A 20,026-nucleotide genomic window follows, 5' to 3' on the forward strand; every position below is an offset into this window, starting at 1 on the left:
AAAGGACAAGGAGATCCGCCATGTTCGAATGGATAAGCCAACACAGCAGTACGCTCCAGGTGTTTACCAGCCTGGGCACGCTGTTCATCTGGCTGTTTTACGCGCAACTGCTCTACTCTAACTACAAGCGGGATACCCGACCGCGCGTTCTGATCAACAAGGGCGTAGGTGGCGACGATCTCGACTCGCCCTGCCTGATCTGCAACATGAGCAAGGAGCCCATCTTCCTCCAGTGCCTGGTGGTCGAACTGGAAACGTCCGAAGGTGTCTTCTATGCGCCCGCTACCGATTCGGACGAAGGGCTCGACAAGGAAGAGAATCGTTCAAGTCTGGGTGACCGCACCCGCCAGGGGCCCCTTCACGGGGGGAGTTGCATCGAGGTCAAGAATTTCCGCCAGTTGATCAATCGGGCCGCCGCCGCCGGCAACCTGTCCGTTGGCAGTGGTTTGCCCCAGGATCGGGATGTTGAGTTCCTCACCCTGCGACTGACGGTGATTTCAATCTACGGGCCAGAAGACCACCCATTTGGTGCTGCGCGCAGCTTCAGCCTGGACTGGACCAACGAGGACCGCGACGAATTGAAAATCCAGCCCATGTCCCTGGACACCGAACGCCTGACATCGAAGAAGGATAAGGAACAGGTTTCTAAATGGCTGTGGGAATATATTTAGTGTCCCTTGGTCGTAACCCGTTCGTCTTCTTCCTCCGGGTTCCGCCGTCGCTTATCGTGAGCGGATGGAAGTAGGCCAACCGAGGACCACCGTTTGAACCCGTCGTTGCAGAAACTCGACGTCCATCCCCTGCGGGGCGAGCTCTACCATGAACTGCATTCACGTCCGTTCCAGGTGCTGTCCTGCCCGGCACGGGTAACTCATATCGCGCTGCTTACCTCCCCCGAACAGCGGCGCACCCAGTTCCGGCACCTGCAAAAGCTGCATCGCCTGCTCGGCTTCGAGCCGCCAGTGCGAGAGGTCAGTTGCTACGAAAAGGACTTCGGTACCCTCCGCATTCGCCGGGAAATGCACATGGAGTTTGCGTCATACACGTTTATCAACCGGCGGGACGCCGAAGCCGATCCATTTGAGGCAACCGGCATCAGCCACTTACCGGAGGGGTGGCTGGAAGACCTCGCCGGGCAAGTGGTCGCCGCCTTCCACCTGGATCTTAAACAGGTCGAACATGGCCCCGACGAGGACCTGCAGCAGGTACGCCCCTGGTTCGAAGGCCTACGCTTGGTGGGCAGCAGTCCGCAGGAAGGTGCCGCTCGGGTATGGGGTAGCTTTCGTCTGCACAGCGACGGCTTCGGCCGTTTCATGGTCTTCAACCGGCAAATGTCGGACAGTCAGCTCGGCCGCTTGACCCAGCGGCTCGTGGAAATCGAGACCTATCGTCTGATGTCGTTGCTGGCCCTGCCCCTGGCCCGGGAAATTTCGCCCCAGCTCGCCGACATGGACCAGCAACTGGCCGACATTACCCAGGCCCTGGCAGACAACCACGACATCGACGAGCCCCGGATATTGGCCCGGCTCACCGACATCGCCGCCCGCATCGAGGCTTTCCGCGCCCATTCCACCTTCCGCTTTTCCGCCACCCGGGCCTATCACCAACTGGTGCTGACCCGCCTGGAGGAGTTGCGCGAGGATGAGTTGAGCGGTCACCTGACAATCACCGAGTTCATGACCCGCCGGCTGACGCCCGCGGTGAAGACCTGCGAATCCGTTGGCGATCGTCTTGAGGACCTGTCACGGCGAGTGGATCGGGCGTCCGACATGATGCGTACCCGGGTGGAACTGGCCATCCAGAGCCAAAACCAGGAACTGCTGAGTTCCATGGATCGGCGCTCCAAAATCCAGTTGATGATGCAGCATACAGTGGAGGGGTTGTCGGTAGTTGCGATCAGCTACTACCTGATCGCATTGCTCAAAATCGGATTGGATTCTGCCTACGATAGCGGGCTGCATTTCGATAAATCACTGGCGCTGGGCCTCGCTATTCCCGTCGTCCTCCTGGCCGTGTGGCTCAGTATAAGGCGTATCCATCGGCGCTTTATCCGCATGGCGCGGAAGGAAAAATAGGCGACCGCCAACCTTACGCTGTGCACCTCATGACCTGATCGAGGTCCAGGTTGGCTCCGGTGATGACCAGAACCGTTTGTTCAGGCGTGAAAGCGGCCTTGTTTTCCAGAAGGGCCGCCAGGCCGACACTGGCGCCGGGTTCGACAAACAGGTGGGCATCGGAGAGCAGGTGCCGCGTAGCTTGCCGGATGCCGGCTTCGGACACCGTCACAATGTGGTCCACCACCTGGCGCGTGGCCGCAAAGGTGTGATTGCCCACCACCGCTGGGGCCAGACTGGCAGCCCAGGTGTCGACTTTCTCCAAGGCGGCATCGGCATCGTTCTGATCCCAGGCATTGCGCATCGTCGCTGCACCCTCGGGCTCGGCCCCGATCAGCTCCACGTCGGGCCGCTCGGCCTTGAGCGCCAGGCCCAGACCGGAGATCAAGCCACCGCCGCCAATTGGACAGATCACGCGTTTCATATCGGGGCACTGGCGCAGCAGCTCCAGACCAACCGTACCCTGGCCGGCCATGACCCGCGGATCGTTGTAAGGGTGAACCAATGTCAGGCCCTGCTCGTCACGCAGCTTGTGGCAATGGGCGACAGCCTCCTGGATCTTGCCCCTGACGATCACCTCGGCGCCGAGGGCCTCGGTGCGCTGGATCTTGAGCGGGCTGGACCCTTCCGGCATCACCACGGTCAGGTGCGTCTTGCGTTGGGCCGCCGCCCAGGCGAGGGCCAGGGCATGATTGCCGGCGGATACGGTCACCAGGCCATTGCGGAGCTCGTCCTCATCAGCACTGAGAACCCAGTTGAGTGCGCCCCGCACCTTGAAACTACCAGTACGCTGGAGACTTTCCAGCTTCAGCCAGAGACGGCCTTCTATCAACGTATCCAGGTCGGTCACGGTCAATGCCGGTGTTTCCGGCAGATGTCGGCGGATGCGTGCCTCGGCATCCTGGATGGTCTGCAAATCCGGTAGCGTTGATTCAGTCATGGTGCATCCTGCCCTTAGCGTGTTTTACAACCGTCCTTATCACTCAGGATGAAACCAAAACCGGCCCGTTTCAAACCGCTTTCGCCGTCGACATCGATTCTTTTTCAGTGGAAGCGGGGACACTGAGCATGATGAGGAAGCCGATCACCAGGAACACGAGAATAGTCGCCATACCCCAGCGCTGACTGCCGGTCAGGCCGGTGACCGCACCCACCAGTAAGGGACCGGCAAAGGCGGTGGCCTTACCGGAGAAAGCGAACAGACCGAACATCTGCGTCTGTAAATGCACCGGAGCCACCCGGGCCAGGTAGGAGCGGCTGGCCGACTGCAGCGGCCCCACGAAGATGCCGAGGATCATGCCCCAGGTCCAGAATGCGGCGACACTATCCACCACCAGGATAGCCAGCGCGCTGATAGCCAGCCCGACCAGCGACACCATGATCGTGTTTCGGCCGCCCAGGGCGTCGTCGACCCAGGCGAAACCCAGGGCGCCCAGACCCGCCGTAATATTCAGTGCGATAGCAAACTGGAGGACCTGGGTCTGGTCCATACCGAAGGTTCCTGCGGCATAGACGCCGCCGAAGGTGAAGATCGTTGCCAAGCCGTCGATATAGAGCATGCGGGCAATGAGGAAACGCAGGATGTGGCGGTACTGGCGCACATTGGCAATGGATTCGCGGATCTGGGCCAGCCCTGCCCGTATCGCCTGTACCGGCCGCAGATTGCCCCGGGCACGATCCGGCGCGAAGAAGAAAACCGGCAGGGCAAACAACAGATACCAGATAGCCACCAACACGAAAGTGGCCCGCACATGCTCTGCAGTTTGGGTGTCCAGGCCCAGCCAGGCCCCCTCCGATTCAATAAATGCGAACAACGCCACCACGAGGCTGAGCACCCCACCAACGTAACCCAGCCCCCAGCCCCAGCCGGACCAGCGGCCAAGTTGTTGGACCGGCGCCAGATCCGGCAACATCGCGTTGTAAAAGATAAAGGCGAATTCCGCACCGAGAATGCCCACGCCGACCCAGAAAGCGGCCGGCCAGAACTGCTCCTGCTCTGGCGTGACGAACCAGAGCATCCCCGAAGCAACCACACACAGCAGGGTAAAACTGATCAGCCAGGGCTTGAGCCGGCCCGCCTGGTCGGCAATCGCACCAAGGATAGGGGCCAGTATCGCGATGAAAATACCGGAGATACCGACGATATTGCCCCAAGCCTCCGTACCCGCGACGTCGTCCTGGACCACAGACTGGCTGAAATAGCGCGCGAAGACGAAGGTCAGGATGATGGTGAAGAAGGCGCTGTTCGCCCAGTCATACAAAGCCCACGACCAGAGGGCGCGGCGCTGGCCCTGCGGATGCGTGGTCGCGGTCGAACGGTCAGCCGGCATCTTGTTTCCTCAGGTCGTGAAAATCTTCATTTAGGACAGTCTGTTAGGGAGACTAGCGCCGATACTGGTCGGCAGCCAGTGATAACATGATGACAGTCCAGGACACTGGCTTAGTCGCCCGAGGATACCTGTTGCAACGTGCGGCTGCCGTCGTACGCGATGCAACGGCCGTACGTTTCCCATTCAGGCTCATGGTTTGGGCTGGCCAGGAACGAATCGTTCCGGGAAATATTCGGTGGGTTTTCGTCGTTCAGGCAGTTTGCAGCCTTATCGACCGCAACCTGGTAGCCAAACCGGTTCTTCTCGAACCTGTTATTGATGAACTCATTATCTCGGCTGAAGCTATTGTCCCAGCAGAGCACAGGATCACGACTGCGAATGGAACACGTCAAATAGACGCCGGCCTCGGCATTACCGCTTATCCGGTTGTCAGCAAAGCGATTATGTTCGGCATCTGCCAGGTAGAGGCCATGGGAGCCGTTATCCGTGATCACATTGTTGGCGATTTCGCTGTTCTCGAGATACTCCACGGTAATTCCGGCTGCTACGTTATCGCGGATAATGTTGCCAACGATACGCGTCGTGCCCGCACGGTTCAGAGAGATGCCATCCCACTTGGCACCGGCAATCACGTTATCGGCAATGCTCACATCGCTACTGTGATACTCGGTCAGAACGCACGCACTACGGCAGTCCCGAATATCAAGATCGGTAATGTCGATGTTCTCGCCGCGACGAACAATAAGCGCACTATTGCTCAGGTAGGGACGCTCCTCACTGAATTCCTCGCCCGCGTTGGCGCGACCGCGGATAGCCAGGTCCTCGACCGTCACGTTGCGGATCGTCATATCCGGTTCCTGATGGTGGATGTCGCCAAGGACCAGTACCGGGCTCGACACGCCTTCCTGCAGCCTCAAGGTCGTGGCGGCTGGACCAGCACCACGCAGGGTGACGTTACTGCGTTCGAGATGGAGCATACCGTCCAACCGGAACTCCCCGGCGTCGAAACAGACGGTCTGGTGGGAATCATCCTGAGGCAGTCCATTGAGTATCGATGCGATATTTTCGCCCGGCTTCACCTGACGGTTACACGCCGTTCCATCATTGGCGGACGCCAGCGAAACCACGGCGAGCAAAGCGACAACAGACGCAGCCTCCAAACACCATCGGCGTACCCTTTGTGTTCCAGTCATGTACCAATGCTCCCTCGCTCAGACCTTGTTCCAATCCCCATTCCGGCAGCTCAATACTTTGTACGAATAAACAGCGGCCTGCCATTAACGAACCATTAGCTTTACGTTATCAAGAAGTTGGTACGGCGGAAGGCTGATATCATCACAGGTCATTGGCGTTTTGATCGGGGATGCCTACCCTAAGTCGAAATCTCAGAGGAAAGGACGCACCTATGCTGCCGGATTTGACCCGGGAATGGGCTGACCTGACGCCCCGAGAAGCCATTGCCATGCAGCAGGCCCTGGCGAGCCAGGTCTCTACCACCGACGACCTGCCGGTCGTAAAGACCGTCGCCGGAGTCGATGTGGGGTTCGAAAACAAGGAGACGGCCCGCGCGGCGATCGTTGTGCTGTCCTATCCCGAACTGGTACCGCTGGATCATGCGATCGCGCGCCTGCCCACACCCTTTCCTTACGTGCCCGGCCTGCTGTCCTTCCGGGAGTGCCCGGTAATCCTCAAAGCTCTGGATCAGCTCAAGATACAGCCCGATCTACTGCTTTGCGATGGTATGGGCATCGCGCACCCCAGGCGCTTGGGTATCGCCACCCATATCGGTTTGCTTACCGGAATGCCCAGTATCGGTGTGGGCAAAAGCCGACTCACGGGCCGACATGGCGAGGTTCCGGAAGGTAAGGGGGAATGGACGCCGCTGATGGATAGAGAGGAAGAAATCGGCGCGGTCCTTCGCACACGGGAAGGCGTCAAACCGCTCTTTATTTCTCCGGGACACAGGATCAGCCTGGCCACATCGATAAAGTACGTGATGGCCTGCGTCACGAAGTATCGGTTGCCTGAAACCACCCGCTGGGCCGACGGCGTCGCTTCCGGCCGTGGGCAACGGTGGCTCAAGGCTCTCGAAGATCTTTAGCTCGCACGCGCGAGGGCAGGATGCCGGTGAGCAACGCGAACCGAATCAAACCGGTTTGCCCCTACTCCGAAGCCGGTTCCTCATCCCGCACCCGCATAAAACTCGCAAACCGCGGCAAGCCGGTCGATGTCAGCCCAAAATACTTATAAGTTACCGTCGAACCAACGACCGGCGGAGCCGCCCGCTCATCATCGCTAAACCCGGTTCCCAACTTGAGTTGCCTGCCATCGTCCAACTCCACGACCAGTGCGCCCATCATGCCCTCATATTTACCCTGCCCCGCGGTATAACCCACGACGACCGCTTCAGCATCCTGGTATCGCTTGACCTTCAACAGGTCATCCGACCGCCCGGCGTGATAAAGACCATCGCCCCGATGCAGCATCAGTCCTTCACCACCGGCGTCCACCACCTGGTTCAGCCGTGCCATGAGCGCTTCATGACTGGTCGCCCGACGCTGTTCAATCATACTCAGGTAGGTCGACGGCGAAGGCTCCAGCAACCGTTGCATGTGCGCTACACGCTCCGAAAAAGGTGCCTCACTCGCTGGCAGATCAAAGATCCGGTACTGCACCTGCCGCCACTCCGCATCCACCGGCTCCAGCTTGCGAACCACGCCCGAGACTTCAGAAAAGCGGCCACGGCCCATCCACAACTCCCCATCCAGCGGTTCTTCAGGAAAGTCTTCGGTAAACCAGGTCGGCGCGTGGAATCGGTTGCCCTGACGAGAGATCAGGTGCTCGCCGTTCCAATATGCACGCACGCCGTCCAGTTTTTCACTGACCCAGTAGTGGGTGAGGTCGGGGCCTTGTTCGTAGGTTTGGGCCAGGGTGAGTTGGGGTTTTTCGGCATGGAGCTGGGAGGTAGAGAGTAATAAAGCGAGGCCGCAAAGCACAGGCCGCCAACATCTGAACAACAGGGAGAGCATTTCACAGTCCTTGTGGTATCTATTTAGAATTAAACCGAGGCTAGACATCCCATCCGTAGGATGTGGTGAGCAAGGCGAATCGCGTCGGTCGATGCATTTAGAGCATGAACGCTTGGCGCAAGGTGCGGTACGCTTCCTTCCATCTAGCCTTCGAGCCTACTCCAAGGGAATTCATAAATTTTTATGGTCTTTCCTTTCCGAATCCACCAATTGATATCTGGACTCGGCCCGGGATCAATAATAATTAGCCTTTCCAAAAATGGCTTCAATTTCCTTCGGCCATCTATACTTAAAGGGCATAAAATTCCACCAGATAATACTAGGAACAAATAAAACCACTCCTAAACACTCAACAACTGAGACCCCCAGTGATTTTTTCTTCAAATCCTCTTTATAGGAATCGTAATTAACCCATGCAAGGTGATTGAAATCCTCTCTAATAATTCCTTCGTTATAATATCTAACTATAAAATTCCATTTCTGATACATACCCGATTCTTTAAAACCGGAAGATATTTTTTTACGTTGCAGGGGCATCTTTGGACGTTTTCCGCAAAAGTAATACTTTTCTCGCATAAAAAGGTGAGCATAATACTGTCGTTCCCATACAACTCCGGAACCCAGGTATTGCCAGTTGTATGAAAAAGTCACTTCCAATTCATCCCAAGGAATCCGATAGAACGTCCCTCGGTGCCCTACGTAAACAAATCCTTCCTTTCGGTCGATCCGGACCGGCAGCGTAAGGGGAAAAAAAATTTCGAACAGATAGACGGCTAACCAGACTGGCCCAAAAGCAATCAGCATCGCCAACAGTGCTTTTGAATAAAACAGGCTAATAATCCAGCCCAATACTAAAACAATGATCATGAACAGATTTATGATGGCCGGCAGACCTGAGCGAAGAGACATAAAGGCAGTGCGAACGTCTACGAAACGTTCACCAATGTAGGCAAAACTGTGCTCCATCTTTTTCGACGAATCGGACACTCCCGTCACTTTCCGGGCCGGAGGGCTGGCAAGCCGCGCACCGTGGGTTCGGTACAGCTTCTTTTCCAACTGATGTTCCAGATCCGTTTCCGGAAAATTACACTTCAAAGGCGAGTCTTTCATCGACACCCAGTTCCTCTACATCATTGCCATCCAAGATCACTCGGAGCCCGTTTTCACCCGTGACTTTCCGGCCATCCTTCTCGTACTCGATCAGCATTTCAAGCTGTTCCCAGTTGCCGTGGTTATAGTGTGTAAATCGGTAAATTGCCCCATGGGCACTGGCCTCTACCTTTTTTGTTCTATTAAACAGATCGGTGATCTCCGCTGACTCATCCTCAGTGAACCAGTTCCTATTAGCCTCGAAAAGCTTGATTGAGACAACGCAGGTACCTTCAATGTAACCAGGGAAATACACTACGAGGCTCGTGAATTCTGACAGAACTCGCTGCTCACCCTGCTGGGTAATAGCCCAATGTTTGGGCATGTACTCAGTTACCTTTACACGGGGGGAGAACAGCATGTAGTAGAATCCATCCAATTCCGCTTCGAAATAACGCCTGACATCTGTACCCTCATCCTGTGAGACAACGGTTCGGCTCTGGTCCAGCAGCTCTTTGTTCAATGGCCTGGACTGCTCATCCCAGTAACGCATAGTAGGTGCGTTACCCCAGAAAGACAGGGAAAGGAAATCCTCGATCCTAGACCGGGCTATGTATAGCTGCACCATACTGATGACAAACGAGATTGCGACCAAAACCGCGCCCACTACGAGCACCACGGCTACGCCCGCCCCTGCAACGGCGCCGGCCAGCGCCAAAGAGGCTAGATAAGTGATGCCAATGCTCAGCCCGATCTGGACCCCGGACAGGGCCACCATTGCGAAATGGCCAGTTCTCAAAGCCTTGTAGCCAGTCCAGCCTTCCAGACCTATTGACAGCAAGACACCGACGTAGGGAAGGGTCTTTACGGTGACTCTCGCAAAGCTCGCTGTAATATCTGCAACTCTGCTAACAAACCTGATTCCATTAAAAACTGCCGAGACCTTGACCCCACCTGCCGAGAGATTTGCACCCAAGGCTCTCGCATATTCCTCTTTGATCAACAATCCACTGAGATTAACCACACCTTCGCCGACGCTCCACAGGCCCGACAAAACACCTCCCCAACGGTCAATAGTCGTCCTATCACCCATCATCACGTCCTGGTGGGTCTTATCCAAACCAGAGAATAAGCTTGCCAAGTTAATTGCGTGAAAGAAGGTCACGGCCCCAATGAACTTGCCCCTATTCTCCTTGATGCGTTCAACCACTGGGTCCAACCGGGTATGAAGCCAGCCAAAGGGGTTGTCCTTGAAGTCCGGAGTAAGATGAAATACCTCAATCAGTGCCCTGTTCAGGTAGCTCCTGATCCGAGCATCTGCCAGTCCGGCGGCAAGAGGAGTCATTGCGAGTTCGGACAGGTTGTGGCCCGCCCCCTCCAATGATTGCCGGTGGACGGCCTGGAGCAAATCCGCCGCGGTATTCAGTGTTATTCCGTGTCGGTGGACATCAATGCTGTAACGTTTCTGGACGGCCTTGGTCCACTTTTTCCATTGCGGCCAGGTTTGAGGATCTTTCGCCCAGGTCCCCATCTTTGCGGCGGGAGCGGCGAATTCCAGCATTAGGGTATCGGTGGCGGTGCTGACCTGCACATAGGCGGGCATATCGAAGATACTATCCACGATCTTCAGGCTGCCATAGTCAAAGCCGGGCAGGGCTTTCAATTTTTCGGTCATGCCGTTGGTGGCCGATGCGAGGAACAGTACGGTTTTTAACATGTTCCCAACCGTACCCGAATCACCATCGTCAACTGCTAACCAGTTTTCGGCGTCAACCTTACCCTTATCCGCACTGACATAGCCATCCAATATGTCGGCCAGTTCCTGCTCAACCGCCTCAAACCCCTCCGCGCAGTAACAGTCGTTGAACTCCAGCTTCCGGGCCAATTGGTCAGAGTCAATCCATCGCTTCCAATCATCGAATATCAACGAGCGAGCCTGGTCATACTCTTCGATCTGTTTGTGATAGCTTTCAACAAATGCATCTTTATCTGCTGAACGAATGCGTTCTTTAAGTTCCTCGGCAACTTCCTGTTGCTCCGCAGGCGATTCCTTTTTGCCAGCCTCACGGGCAATGAGTCCGTCTACCATCTGGGAAGTGGTATAAGCGTATGCGTTCTCCGCGGCGTAGTTCGTAATCAGGTTGACATAAAGAGAATGCAATTGACTTAAATCTGATGTGATACCGATTTCGTCATCGAGAGCAACGAAGTAAGAAAATTCAGTTTCTTTTTTGCACTGCCCCTGCAAATCCGATTCACTGGTTCCATGTATTAACGTCGTCAGACTCCATTCGAAATCTAATGCTTCTGTCCGAAAATCTTCAACTACGCCGCCGATCGCTTCGGTTTCACTGATATTGACGCCTTGGCGTCTTTCCGGGAGGCCGTTCAAGTCGAACGACTGCATGTGCTCTTCGCGAACTTCGACGTCCATTCGTACGAGTTCCTGCAAGCGGGCAGTCCATCGGTGTTGCACGAACTTAAGAAACACTTTTCCTTCCGCCGGGTGGTGTATGGCGGGCAAAGCGCTTTGTGCGTCCACGGCGGGAAGAAGAACCGAGTTGAACCCGGGCTGTACTTCCGTTAATTCACCTTGTTCGTTGACACGGTACTCATGCAGAGTTCCGAAAACTTCGGAGAACATATACACCCAACCGGGCGTTAGTTTTCTTACACAGTAATGTGTGGCTTCAAGCACAATATTGGGCGGTTGAAACTGAGGGGGCAGCGCTACTTCTTCCTGACTGACGGCCCAGCGTACCGGATACAACGCCACCGTTTTGAGCAAGAGCGGACACATTTGAGCTGCTGAGTCGATGTCATCAGCACCCTGTAAAAACGCTGAACTGTTAGCACTACCCATGGGCAAGTCCCTCCGTTGACTTCCTCTCGGCGAATTCCGCAATTCGCGCTATAGCCTTCCCTGGTGTCGCTGGGCTCTCATTCCACAGGCTCTGCACGTCTATGTCTTCGAATGCATGATGCCCAAGCCAGCCAACGGTATTGATATAAAGAGCGATATCGCGAGCACTGTACAGCCCTCGGGCTTTCGCTGCCTTCACTAGGGCCGAGACTACTTCCCACTGCTGCTCTTCTATGCCAGTTTTTTGAAGTAAATGGGGAAAGTAGTTTGCAACGTGAAGCTCAAGCTTCCTGAGGGCTGTTTTTCCCGCCGCTCTTTCCATGGCAACTTGGTGTTCTTCACGAATCGTGAATACCTCTGACTCCAATTTGCTCATGGATTGGTCGTTGTGGAAGTGTTCCCACTCGCCTGTGCGGCGATCTTGAATGGCAAATAGGCTACAAGGGCCCATCAACAGCTTTGCGTCGCGTGGATCCAGCCTCAATAGGTGCCGAGCGATTTCAGGATCGTAGAAGCGGAAAACAACCTCATCACCGGACCCCAACTTGGCCGTCAGCAATCCACGCAAATGGTTGATGACTTCTTCAAAATCGCGGTCAGCGCGTATGACGATAGTGGCTCCCCTGTGCATCCACTCTTCGAAGCATTTGAGCGCCAGAGAACTCTCCATTTCCGTTTCAACTAACCAAGGTGAGATTTCTAACAGATCGGCAAGTTCGGTTTCCCTGTAGAGGGCATCGCAATGAGGTGTTTCTATTTCATGGTAAATAACCTGGGGCAGGTTATTTACTTTCGCACCATCAATAAGAAGGAATGTCTTACCGCTACCGGGAAGATTAACCAGACTACCCATCAGACCGTCCCTTGTTTTTCCGGTGAGCAGACCTGACAAATTCCTTTGCCCTGATTTGCTGCGTTCTTAATAGCACGTATCTGGTCTGGCTTAGCCATCGGTCTTTGGGGGGCCTCAGGTAGCTTTTCAGGCGTAGCGCTAGCAACTCCGGCCTTCTCAACCAACCTGGGCACCGCCGGCCCCTTAACCCCCTGCCCCGTTCCACTCCCCGCCGAACCACCGGCGTTGAGATTAATCGCCGCGCCACTCAGTGCCACGCCGCTGGGATCAATCTTGACGAAGCTGCCACCCGCTTTGAGCGTGATTTCGGTACCGGCTTCGATAACGGCTTTCTGACCCGCCTTGATATGCAGTTCCTGGCCGGATTCACTCAGCCAGGCGGAGCCGGCTTTGATATGGAGCGTGCCGGTCACGTCGAAGCTGTGATCCTGGCCAACCTTCTCCCGCTTTTCCCCCTCGACGGTACTGTGATCATTGACCTTGATGTGGCTGTAGCGGTCATTGTCGACGGTCAGGTGGCTGTTGTTTCGGACCACCTCGGTGCGGTCGTTTTCAGTCAGCAGGTCCAGGTCCTTCTGGGCATGGACGTAGATCTGTTCCTGTTCCGCTTCGTCCTCGAAGCGCAGTTCGTTGGAGCCTTCACCCTTGTGGGTCTGGGTCTTCAGGGTGGTTCTGGTCTTGTGCTCTGGCAGCGCATAGGGCGGGGTATTGGTGGCATGGTAGGTCCGCCCGGTGATGATCGGCTGGTCCGGATCGCCATCGAGGAAGGAGACGATGACTTCGTGGCCAATTCTTGGAATGGCCATGAAGCCATAACTGCCCCCGGCCCAGCCCTGGGAGACCCGCAACCAGGCACTGCTGTGTTCGTCGTTCTGGCTGTAGCGGTCCCAGGGAAAACGGACCTTGACGCGTCCATGGGCATCGCAGTGGATCTCTTCACCCTCGGGACCGGTGACGATCGCCATCTGCGGCCCGTCCATGGTCAAGCGCTTAGGCGGTTTCGGGCGCCAGGTCTTGTCCCCGGGAATGGCCTGGAAGGTGTTGCTGTAGGTGGTGGCCCCACTGCCGCCTTCCTCTTCCAGCGCCTGGGGCTGTTTGCCGGTGTGGGTCAGTTCCGTCAGCAGCCAGTCGCGGTTGAGACTGTCGCTGGTGTGACCCTCGAGGATGAACCTGGACCCGGCGGTGAAGTCCGCCCGGTTGCTTGCCCCGTGACCGACACTGGCGTCCCGTCTGAGGCTGTCCAGCCGTGCCTCGGTATACGGCTGACCGGCGGCATCGGCCTTGAACCGGCCGGGGTAGTCGTAGTGTTCGTAGTCGGTGCGTTGGTTTTCTTCAATATCGGCGGCCTGGGCCTGGTGCATCAGGGCATAGGCGGGGTTCCTGAAGGTATAGTCCTTCAGCGCCACCCCGGCCACCGAGACGGTTTCGGTGTACTGGAGCTTGAACACGCAGGGGCTCTTGTGGCTGCCCCCGGCGGTGGCGTTGTAGCTCGCCTGCGGCAGTTCCGGGGCATCCCGGTGGTGATCGGCGATCACGATCGGCTGACCGGCGGTGGCCGCATCGAAGCGGTAGTGCCAGCCCTCTTCGGCGGCCAGGCGCTGCAGGAAGGCCAGGTCCGTCTCCCGGTGCTGGACACAGTATTCCCGTTCGGCCGGTGTGCGCTTGAGGTCGAAGGTCTTGTCCACCAGGCCCCGCTCGTCCAGCAGGGTGCCGAGGAGGGTTTCCGGGGTCTGCTGCTGGAAGATGCGGCTGTTGTGCATGAGGCCCAACCGCCACAGGGCGGGTTTGACTTGCACCCAGTAGCGGGTGCGCCGGTGCCCGGTATCGCCCCGGCTGAAGGCGCTGACCACCCCCTGCACGGTGCGGATCGCCTGGCCATCCTGCCAGATCACCAGTTCCGCCCCCTGGTCCAGCACATCGGCCACCGCCAGGTCGGCAAAGGTGCTGGCGAGATTGAGTGTCAGGTCAAAGGGCCGGGACAGGCCTTCGGTCAGCTCGAAATCCACCACCGCGAAGGTGTCGTCGGGCAAGCTGCCAAGGCGGGCCGTAAACTGCAGGCCGGTGGGCTGGGACATGGGGGTTCTTCCTTGAAATCTTGTTGTTACACGCCCGGCACCATCCTGGCCCGGGCAAATCAGTGCTGGCTCTTAAACGCGCTTACCCGCCGACGCCGGAACCGCTACCAATAACGACACCACCGCAGGTCACTGCATCACCGGTCAGGGCAATCGGCTTGCCTTCAACGAGGACGGTGGGATTACCGGCAGCAATGGCGCGCGGATGGGGCGAGTGTTTCGGTTTGGAGTGCATGGCCAGCGGATCGCCCTGGCGGGCTACGGGTTTGCCGTCCATCAGGACGGTGCTGCTGGCAGCGATGACGGGGGTGGGCGGAAAACCTTCGTGGTCGGTTCCCAAGTCGCCCAGCAAAACCACTTTCTTACCCATGACGCTTACTCCCTGTCTGGCGTTGATGGGGCATTGCCCGCATCGTGCGCCTGATTTCATCCATGAAGCGGTCAGTGTGGCCCGGCCAAGCCGGGCACACCATACGACCAAATACTGATCACCGCGCGATCCTACCACGGTTTTCTGCAACGATCAGTATAGGCTTCGTGGAACCTGGTAACCCGCCAGCAATTTCTGGGTGAACGGATTGACGTTGCCTGCCGCGTGGAGCCGGTAACGGGCGCTGCCGCCATCCAGGTTGAATTTCACATCGATGGCGCTACCGCTCACCCCGGTGATGTCCGCGCGATCCAACAGGCGGAAGAAGGCCCAGGGTCCGCGAGCCGTTTCACTACGCGGCGAGCGGTTTACCTCAGCCGGTACCAGCGTGACCTGGCTTTCGACACTGTCGCGCAATGTATTCGGCCAGATCAGCGGGATGCTCTGACGCGGGCCGTGGCTGAATTCCACCAACTGCCCGTCCACGTTAACCACGCTGCGACGCTTGTTGGACGACAGGCTCAGCGGCTCCAGCGCAAACTCCACATCAAGCGCACCACTGCGGGTGAAGAAGGCCTGGCGAATCTGATCGGCTTTCTCCAGGGCGGCCATGACATCCCGACGTACCAGCGTTGCCCGCTTGCTGACCAGGACATGCTCGGGATGGTCCTCGAGGAACAGCTTGAGGTTCTCCTGATAGAAACTGTCCAGCGTGCCCTGAGGTGCGAAGAAGCGTTCGAAATCCTGCAGCGCCGCATCACGGCCGGCCCCGGTATTGAAGGGATAGTTACGCGCCAGGCTCTGCTGGAACGGCTGGTAGACTTCGTCATACCACTTGCGCTCGAGCTGGGCGACGGCCTGGTCTAGCACCACACGCCAGCTTTCATTCGCCAGTTTCTCCAGCATCCGGTTCAACGGCGCCGGCTGGTTGCGGGCCATACGCTGCAGGGTAAAGATCGGGTCCGCACCCTCGAGGGTCAGGCGAGCGCGGGCCGCAGCCAGCGCTGCTTTGCCAGAGTCCGGAGATTCCTGGATGCCGCGCATGTAATCGTGCAGCGAACGAATCACGTTCTGGATTTCATCCACCTGGGAGGGCGCGTCGCCTTCCTTACGGAACAACGCGTTGAGGCCGGCAAACTGTTGCTCGATGTCCTGCGCCATGCGGAAGGACGGCGAGCGCTCCAGAACTTCACGCGCGGCCTCGTCCTGCTCGGCTTGCGGCGGGTAGATCTGTGTATTCTCACGTACCGTGGTCAGCAGCTGCACGAGCGGTTCGTGGCCGCCGGTAAGATTTTCCAGCACGCGTACACCGTGATTGAAATCACGGAAGCTGTGGATATCCAGATGCGCCAACGCCTGGCGCCAGGTATGGGCATAGTCGTCTGCGTACTGGTCGCGCAGTTGCGCCTGCAGTTCTTCTTCGTCTGCGCGGCTGAAATCCACGTTATCGCGCCGGCCCAGTACCCAGGCATCCACCAGCGCAAGATCGGTGACGGACTCGGACTCACGCACGAAATAGCTCTTCATGCCGTTATCGGTCAGCATCCGGGGTATGCGCAGCGGATCCTCGCCGGCAGTCGGGAGGTCCTCAACCGGGCGTCCGTCCGCATCGATGCGGGTGAAGACCAGGTCAAACGACGGCCCTGCTGTGCTGTCCAGTTGCAGCGGCGATGTCAGGTCGCGGTTAGCGTGGGTCTTAAGCTCCCGATACACCCGGTCAGGCGTGGGCATACGGCCAAGCTCGCGCTGGGCCCACTGGACACTGCTCTGGAAAGGCGCCAGCGCCATGTCGGCCGCCCGGTCGCCCTGCTGCTGCCAGTCTGCCAGGTCGGTATAGGCCATGGCGTAGTCCAGGTGCTTGAGCAAACGCTCCTGTATGGTGCGCTGCCCCGGGTATTGGTCCTGCCAGTAGTGGGCCATATAGTCGTCAACGATATCAGGGCGCCGGCCGCTGGCATCGTAGAGCATCCGCAACACACGCAAGTGCGCCATGCGCTCACTGCTCTCTTCGGGCAACTGGTTCATCTCATCCATGACGCCAACCATGAGCGCCGGCAGGAACTGGTAAGCCAGCATATTGAGATAGGATTTCTCGATTTCAGGGCCAACCTTGTCACCCTGGTAGAGGCCCATGTCCTCCACCAGCGGAAAGGTCTCTCGGTAATCGCCAAAAGCCAGGGTCGCATCACGCAACTGATCCAGCGGATCGAGCAGGCTACGGCCCGACGGGTCCAGCTCATGGCCGATCGGACGCCAGTCGTCGATGAAGCCGCGCACGCGGTTCTCAACCTGCTGGGCCGCCTCCGCATTTTCGATAAAGTAATGCTGCCAACCTGCCGTCATGCCGATGCCCGCTGCAATGGCAACCACCGCTGCTGCCGCAACGGTGCGATGACGGCGACGGGTGACCTGCACGTTGTCGCCAGCCAGGCCCGCTTCGGGGTAGATAACGCCCGGGAACAGGCGCTCGCTGAAATAGGTCACCGACTGGCCGCCGCGTTGCGCCGGCTGGATGGACTCGGCAAGGCCATACTGGCGGGCGGCGGCAGAGACAAAGGCATCTTCCGGCACACCTTCCTGATAGACGGAGGTGAAGTAAACGCCGCGGACCAGCGCGGGGGTGGAGAAGGCATCCGCCGCCAGCATTTCGGTCAGGAACTGCTGGGTGACCGGCATCAGGCCTGCCAGTTGGCGACTGAAGGAATAGATCGCCGCCCGCTCTTCCGCGTCCCGGGTTTCGGACAGGATCTGTGGCAGGCGACGGTTTACCTGTTCGATCAGGTCGCTATAGGCAGTGTCGAACTGCTCCAGCCACTGATCCGGATCCTGCAGGGATTCCAGGGCAAAGGTAAAGCCCAGCGGCTGCTCGCGCTCGACCTTGTTGAGTTTGCGGAAGAAGGCGGAGAAGCCGTGCAGGAGGTCCAGCTTGGTAAAGCTGACATAGACCGGCAGGCGGGAACCCAACTGTTCCATCAGCTCCCGCAGACGGGTGCGCAGCAGCACGGCCTGGGCGCGGCGCTCGGCTTCGCCCAGTGCACTCAGACGCGCCAGGTCGACGGTCAGGATAACGCCGTTAAGCGGCCGCCGCGGGCGGTTCTTCTCCAGCCAGCCGACGAAGTGCTTCCACAGGCGCTCTTGCAGGGCGGCGCCGTTGGCGGCACCGGCTTCCTGGCTCAGCAATTCGCCGTCCGGATCGATTACCACCGCCTCGTCGCCAATCCACCATTCGAAGCCCAGCGGGTTGCGCTCGGTCGGACGGTTACGGGTGACGTTGGACAAGGTAAAGGTCTGGCCCGAGCGCTGGATCAAACTGGTTTTCCCCGCGTCCTCTAGCCCCATGACGAGATACCAGGGCAGACGGTAGATGCGGTTGCGTCCGGGAATGTTGTCTCGCAACGCAGCCAGGCTGCGGTTGAGCAGGCGCGTCTGGCGGCGTTCATAGATCAGGATCGGGTCTTCTTCCTCACGCTTGGCTTCGGCCTGGGCCTTATCCACTTTCTTGAGGCGACGGGACAACATCCAACCCCAGATCATCGCGATCAGCAGCACCAGCCCAAGAGTCACCAGTGTGCGGCTTTGCCAACTGGCCAACGGACGCTCGCCGCGCCATTCCCATTGCGGCCCCAGCCACCAGGTAGCGGCGAGCAATAGACCAAACCCGAGGGCAATGACGATGGGCCCTCCGGTACGAATAAACGGCCAGACTTTCTTGCCGATCATGAGCAGCTTGCGTGCGATGGTTTCCATACCTGTACTTCCTGCTTTCCCTGTGACGGAGCGCATTGCCCCACCCTGTTAATGCTATTTTTGGTGCCGGACAAATCAGCCCAGGCGTTCCAGATGAGCCATCAAAGAGGGCTCCCAATCTTCCAGTTTCATATCCTGGGTTTGTGCCCGTAGATCCGCGACCTGCTGGCGGGCCAGGGTCTTCATGCCGCTGTCACGCAGCAGGTCGGCACTCATCAGCCGCCAGTAGAATTGCGATCGGGGCTCACGAGCGTCCGCCAGACCGTCTTCCAGCAATTGCATGGCAGGAGCCAGGCCTTTCTGTTTGAGCACGTCCTGCGCGGATTCATAAGCGGCTTCCCAATCCGATCCGCTGCCATTGCTTCCCGACACGCCACTGGTAAGTATCCACTCACCAACCGCCTTGGGCAGGAAAGGCGTGCCGTCGGAGAACGTCATCTCCGCCAGAGCCGGCAGACGTTCGATAAATTCCTTGAGCGCCACACGAATGGCTTCCGCGCATTTCGGTTGCCCCACCGCCTCGGCAGCCTGAGCGCTAAGGTAGTGACCTTCGAGCCAAAACGGACTTACAGCCAGGCTCTGTTCGATGCGGCCCCAAAGTGCCATATCACCGCCACGCGCCAGGCTGTCCAGATACTCGGAGACGCGGTCGGCGCTGACTGCCGCCAGGTCGCTACGGACGCCGTCGCGGGCGGGCGGCGCCGTGGTGATAGCCTGCCAGATCGCGTAGCGGCGTAACTGGTAGCCCAGGGGCGATGTCGGTGACAACTCGGTCAGAAGGTCAGCGACTTTCAGCAGGCTCTGGCGAGTGCCTCGCTCATTCTTCGGATCGAGCGTCAGGCTGCCCAATGATGACGTGGTTGCCGACGCCACCGGTTCAGCTGCGGGAGCCGGCTGGTTGCTGGGGCTGCTCGCCGCCTTTGCTGATCCAGAGTTGCCAGCGGCCTGTCCGACCTCCGGCATATTCTTGATAGTGCGCTTGAGGTCCAACACGCCGTCCGTCGGAATGGACTGGGCCTCTGCCAACTCAGCGAGTTTATCCAGCCGTGCCAGGCAGAAACTTCGACCATCACCGACCGCGCTATCGAAGGCGATCTTGTCCACTTCCGCCCCGGCACGCTGCATCATCTGGCCAAACATCAGCCGGCGTGGACGCGCACCTTTCTCGCCGGGATAGGGCCATGCCTCTGTCCACCAGCTCTCCATGACCTCGCACAGCAGGTGAACGGACAGGGCAAAGCGCTCGCCATTACCCCCACGCTGCAAGGCCAGCAACAGGAAACCCAGCACTTTCAGATCCTTGGACTGATCCGACAGCAGCCGCAGGGATTCACGTTCGACCTTGGCCCAGTCGATACCGGTATGCGCGAGCGAGCCGATCTTCATAATCTCGTTCTCGAGGAACTCAAGTGCCGCGTCTTCCCCCAGGGCCTCACCACAAGTTGCATCGCCCGCCAGGGGCGCGATGACCTGCTCTACGTATGGATGTTCTTCAACCGCTTGCATCATGTCCTGACGTCCTGCTGAACGCTTTTCCTGCGTTATCCATCACTACC

The 20,026-nt window shown here is 58.1% G+C and carries 14 protein-coding genes; 3 read left to right on the forward strand and 11 right to left on the reverse strand.

Annotated features, from left to right (window positions below):
* The first annotated feature begins 20 nt into the window (after positions 1 to 20).
* Positions 21 to 671: a hypothetical protein gene (locus tag RE428_RS23095; protein ID WP_004579797.1), complete on the forward strand. Its 651-nt coding sequence runs from the start codon at positions 21 to 23 to the stop codon at positions 669 to 671.
* A gap of 93 nt (positions 672 to 764) precedes the next feature.
* On the forward strand, positions 765 to 2,075 hold the full coding sequence (locus RE428_RS23100) for a DUF3422 family protein (protein ID WP_004579796.1): 1,311 nt from the start codon (positions 765 to 767) through the stop codon (positions 2,073 to 2,075).
* A 13-nt stretch (positions 2,076 to 2,088) separates the two neighbouring features.
* Here RE428_RS23100 and RE428_RS23105 read toward each other — a convergent pair whose 3' ends face one another.
* From RE428_RS23105 to RE428_RS23115, 3 genes are all read right to left on the reverse strand, one after another.
* Entirely contained in the window at positions 2,089 to 3,054 is a 966-nt protein-coding gene (locus RE428_RS23105) for a threonine ammonia-lyase (protein WP_004579795.1), read from the reverse strand.
* Positions 3,055 to 3,124: 70 nt separating this feature from the next.
* Positions 3,125 to 4,444 (reverse strand): MFS transporter, encoded by a 1,320-nt coding sequence (locus RE428_RS23110; protein ID WP_004579794.1) that lies wholly within the window; start codon positions 4,442 to 4,444, stop codon positions 3,125 to 3,127.
* A 110-nt stretch (positions 4,445 to 4,554) separates the two neighbouring features.
* The gene (locus RE428_RS23115; protein WP_081614551.1) at positions 4,555 to 5,637 is read right to left on the reverse strand and encodes a right-handed parallel beta-helix repeat-containing protein; all 1,083 of its coding nucleotides are present in this window, start codon (positions 5,635 to 5,637) and stop codon (positions 4,555 to 4,557) included.
* Positions 5,638 to 5,852: 215 nt separating this feature from the next.
* On the opposite strand from RE428_RS23115, the gene nfi reads away from it, so the two are divergent.
* On the forward strand, positions 5,853 to 6,545 hold the full coding sequence (nfi, locus tag RE428_RS23120; protein ID WP_406564731.1) for a deoxyribonuclease V: 693 nt from the start codon (positions 5,853 to 5,855) through the stop codon (positions 6,543 to 6,545).
* A gap of 61 nt (positions 6,546 to 6,606) precedes the next feature.
* On the opposite strand, the gene RE428_RS23125 is transcribed toward nfi, so the two are convergent.
* The 8 genes from RE428_RS23125 to tssA form a co-directional block, all read right to left on the reverse strand.
* Positions 6,607 to 7,473: a DNA ligase gene (locus RE428_RS23125; protein WP_004579791.1), complete on the reverse strand. Its 867-nt coding sequence runs from the start codon at positions 7,471 to 7,473 to the stop codon at positions 6,607 to 6,609.
* A 234-nt stretch (positions 7,474 to 7,707) separates the two neighbouring features.
* Positions 7,708 to 8,583 carry a hypothetical protein gene (locus RE428_RS23130; protein ID WP_004579790.1) on the reverse strand — a complete coding sequence of 292 codons (876 nt, stop codon included), beginning with the start codon at positions 8,581 to 8,583 and terminating at the stop codon, positions 7,708 to 7,710.
* On the reverse strand, positions 8,558 to 11,425 hold the full coding sequence (locus tag RE428_RS23135) for a toxin VasX (protein ID WP_004579789.1): 2,868 nt from the start codon (positions 11,423 to 11,425) through the stop codon (positions 8,558 to 8,560). Before RE428_RS23135 ends, RE428_RS23130 begins: the two co-directional genes overlap by 26 nt.
* Positions 11,418 to 12,278, reverse strand: coding sequence for a DUF4123 domain-containing protein (locus RE428_RS23140; protein WP_004579788.1), 861 nt, complete (start codon positions 12,276 to 12,278; stop codon positions 11,418 to 11,420). Before RE428_RS23140 ends, RE428_RS23135 begins: the two co-directional genes overlap by 8 nt.
* Positions 12,278 to 14,353 carry a type VI secretion system Vgr family protein gene (locus RE428_RS23145; protein WP_338381156.1) on the reverse strand — a complete coding sequence of 692 codons (2,076 nt, stop codon included), beginning with the start codon at positions 14,351 to 14,353 and terminating at the stop codon, positions 12,278 to 12,280. The genes RE428_RS23140 and RE428_RS23145 overlap by 1 nt, the downstream gene beginning before the upstream one ends.
* 82 nt (positions 14,354 to 14,435) lie before the next feature.
* Positions 14,436 to 14,783 carry a type VI secretion system PAAR protein gene (locus RE428_RS23150; protein WP_115840223.1) on the reverse strand — a complete coding sequence of 116 codons (348 nt, stop codon included), beginning with the start codon at positions 14,781 to 14,783 and terminating at the stop codon, positions 14,436 to 14,438.
* A gap of 93 nt (positions 14,784 to 14,876) precedes the next feature.
* On the reverse strand, positions 14,877 to 18,470 hold the full coding sequence (gene tssM, locus RE428_RS23155; protein ID WP_004579784.1) for a type VI secretion system membrane subunit TssM: 3,594 nt from the start codon (positions 18,468 to 18,470) through the stop codon (positions 14,877 to 14,879).
* Positions 18,471 to 18,545: 75 nt separating this feature from the next.
* Positions 18,546 to 19,979 carry a type VI secretion system protein TssA gene (tssA, locus tag RE428_RS23160; protein ID WP_004579783.1) on the reverse strand — a complete coding sequence of 478 codons (1,434 nt, stop codon included), beginning with the start codon at positions 19,977 to 19,979 and terminating at the stop codon, positions 18,546 to 18,548.
* Between the last annotated feature and the right edge of the window lie 47 nt (positions 19,980 to 20,026).

Origin of the sequence: Marinobacter nanhaiticus D15-8W (genome assembly GCF_036511935.1) — a bacterium.
GTDB lineage: Bacteria > Pseudomonadota > Gammaproteobacteria > Pseudomonadales > Oleiphilaceae > Marinobacter_A > Marinobacter_A nanhaiticus.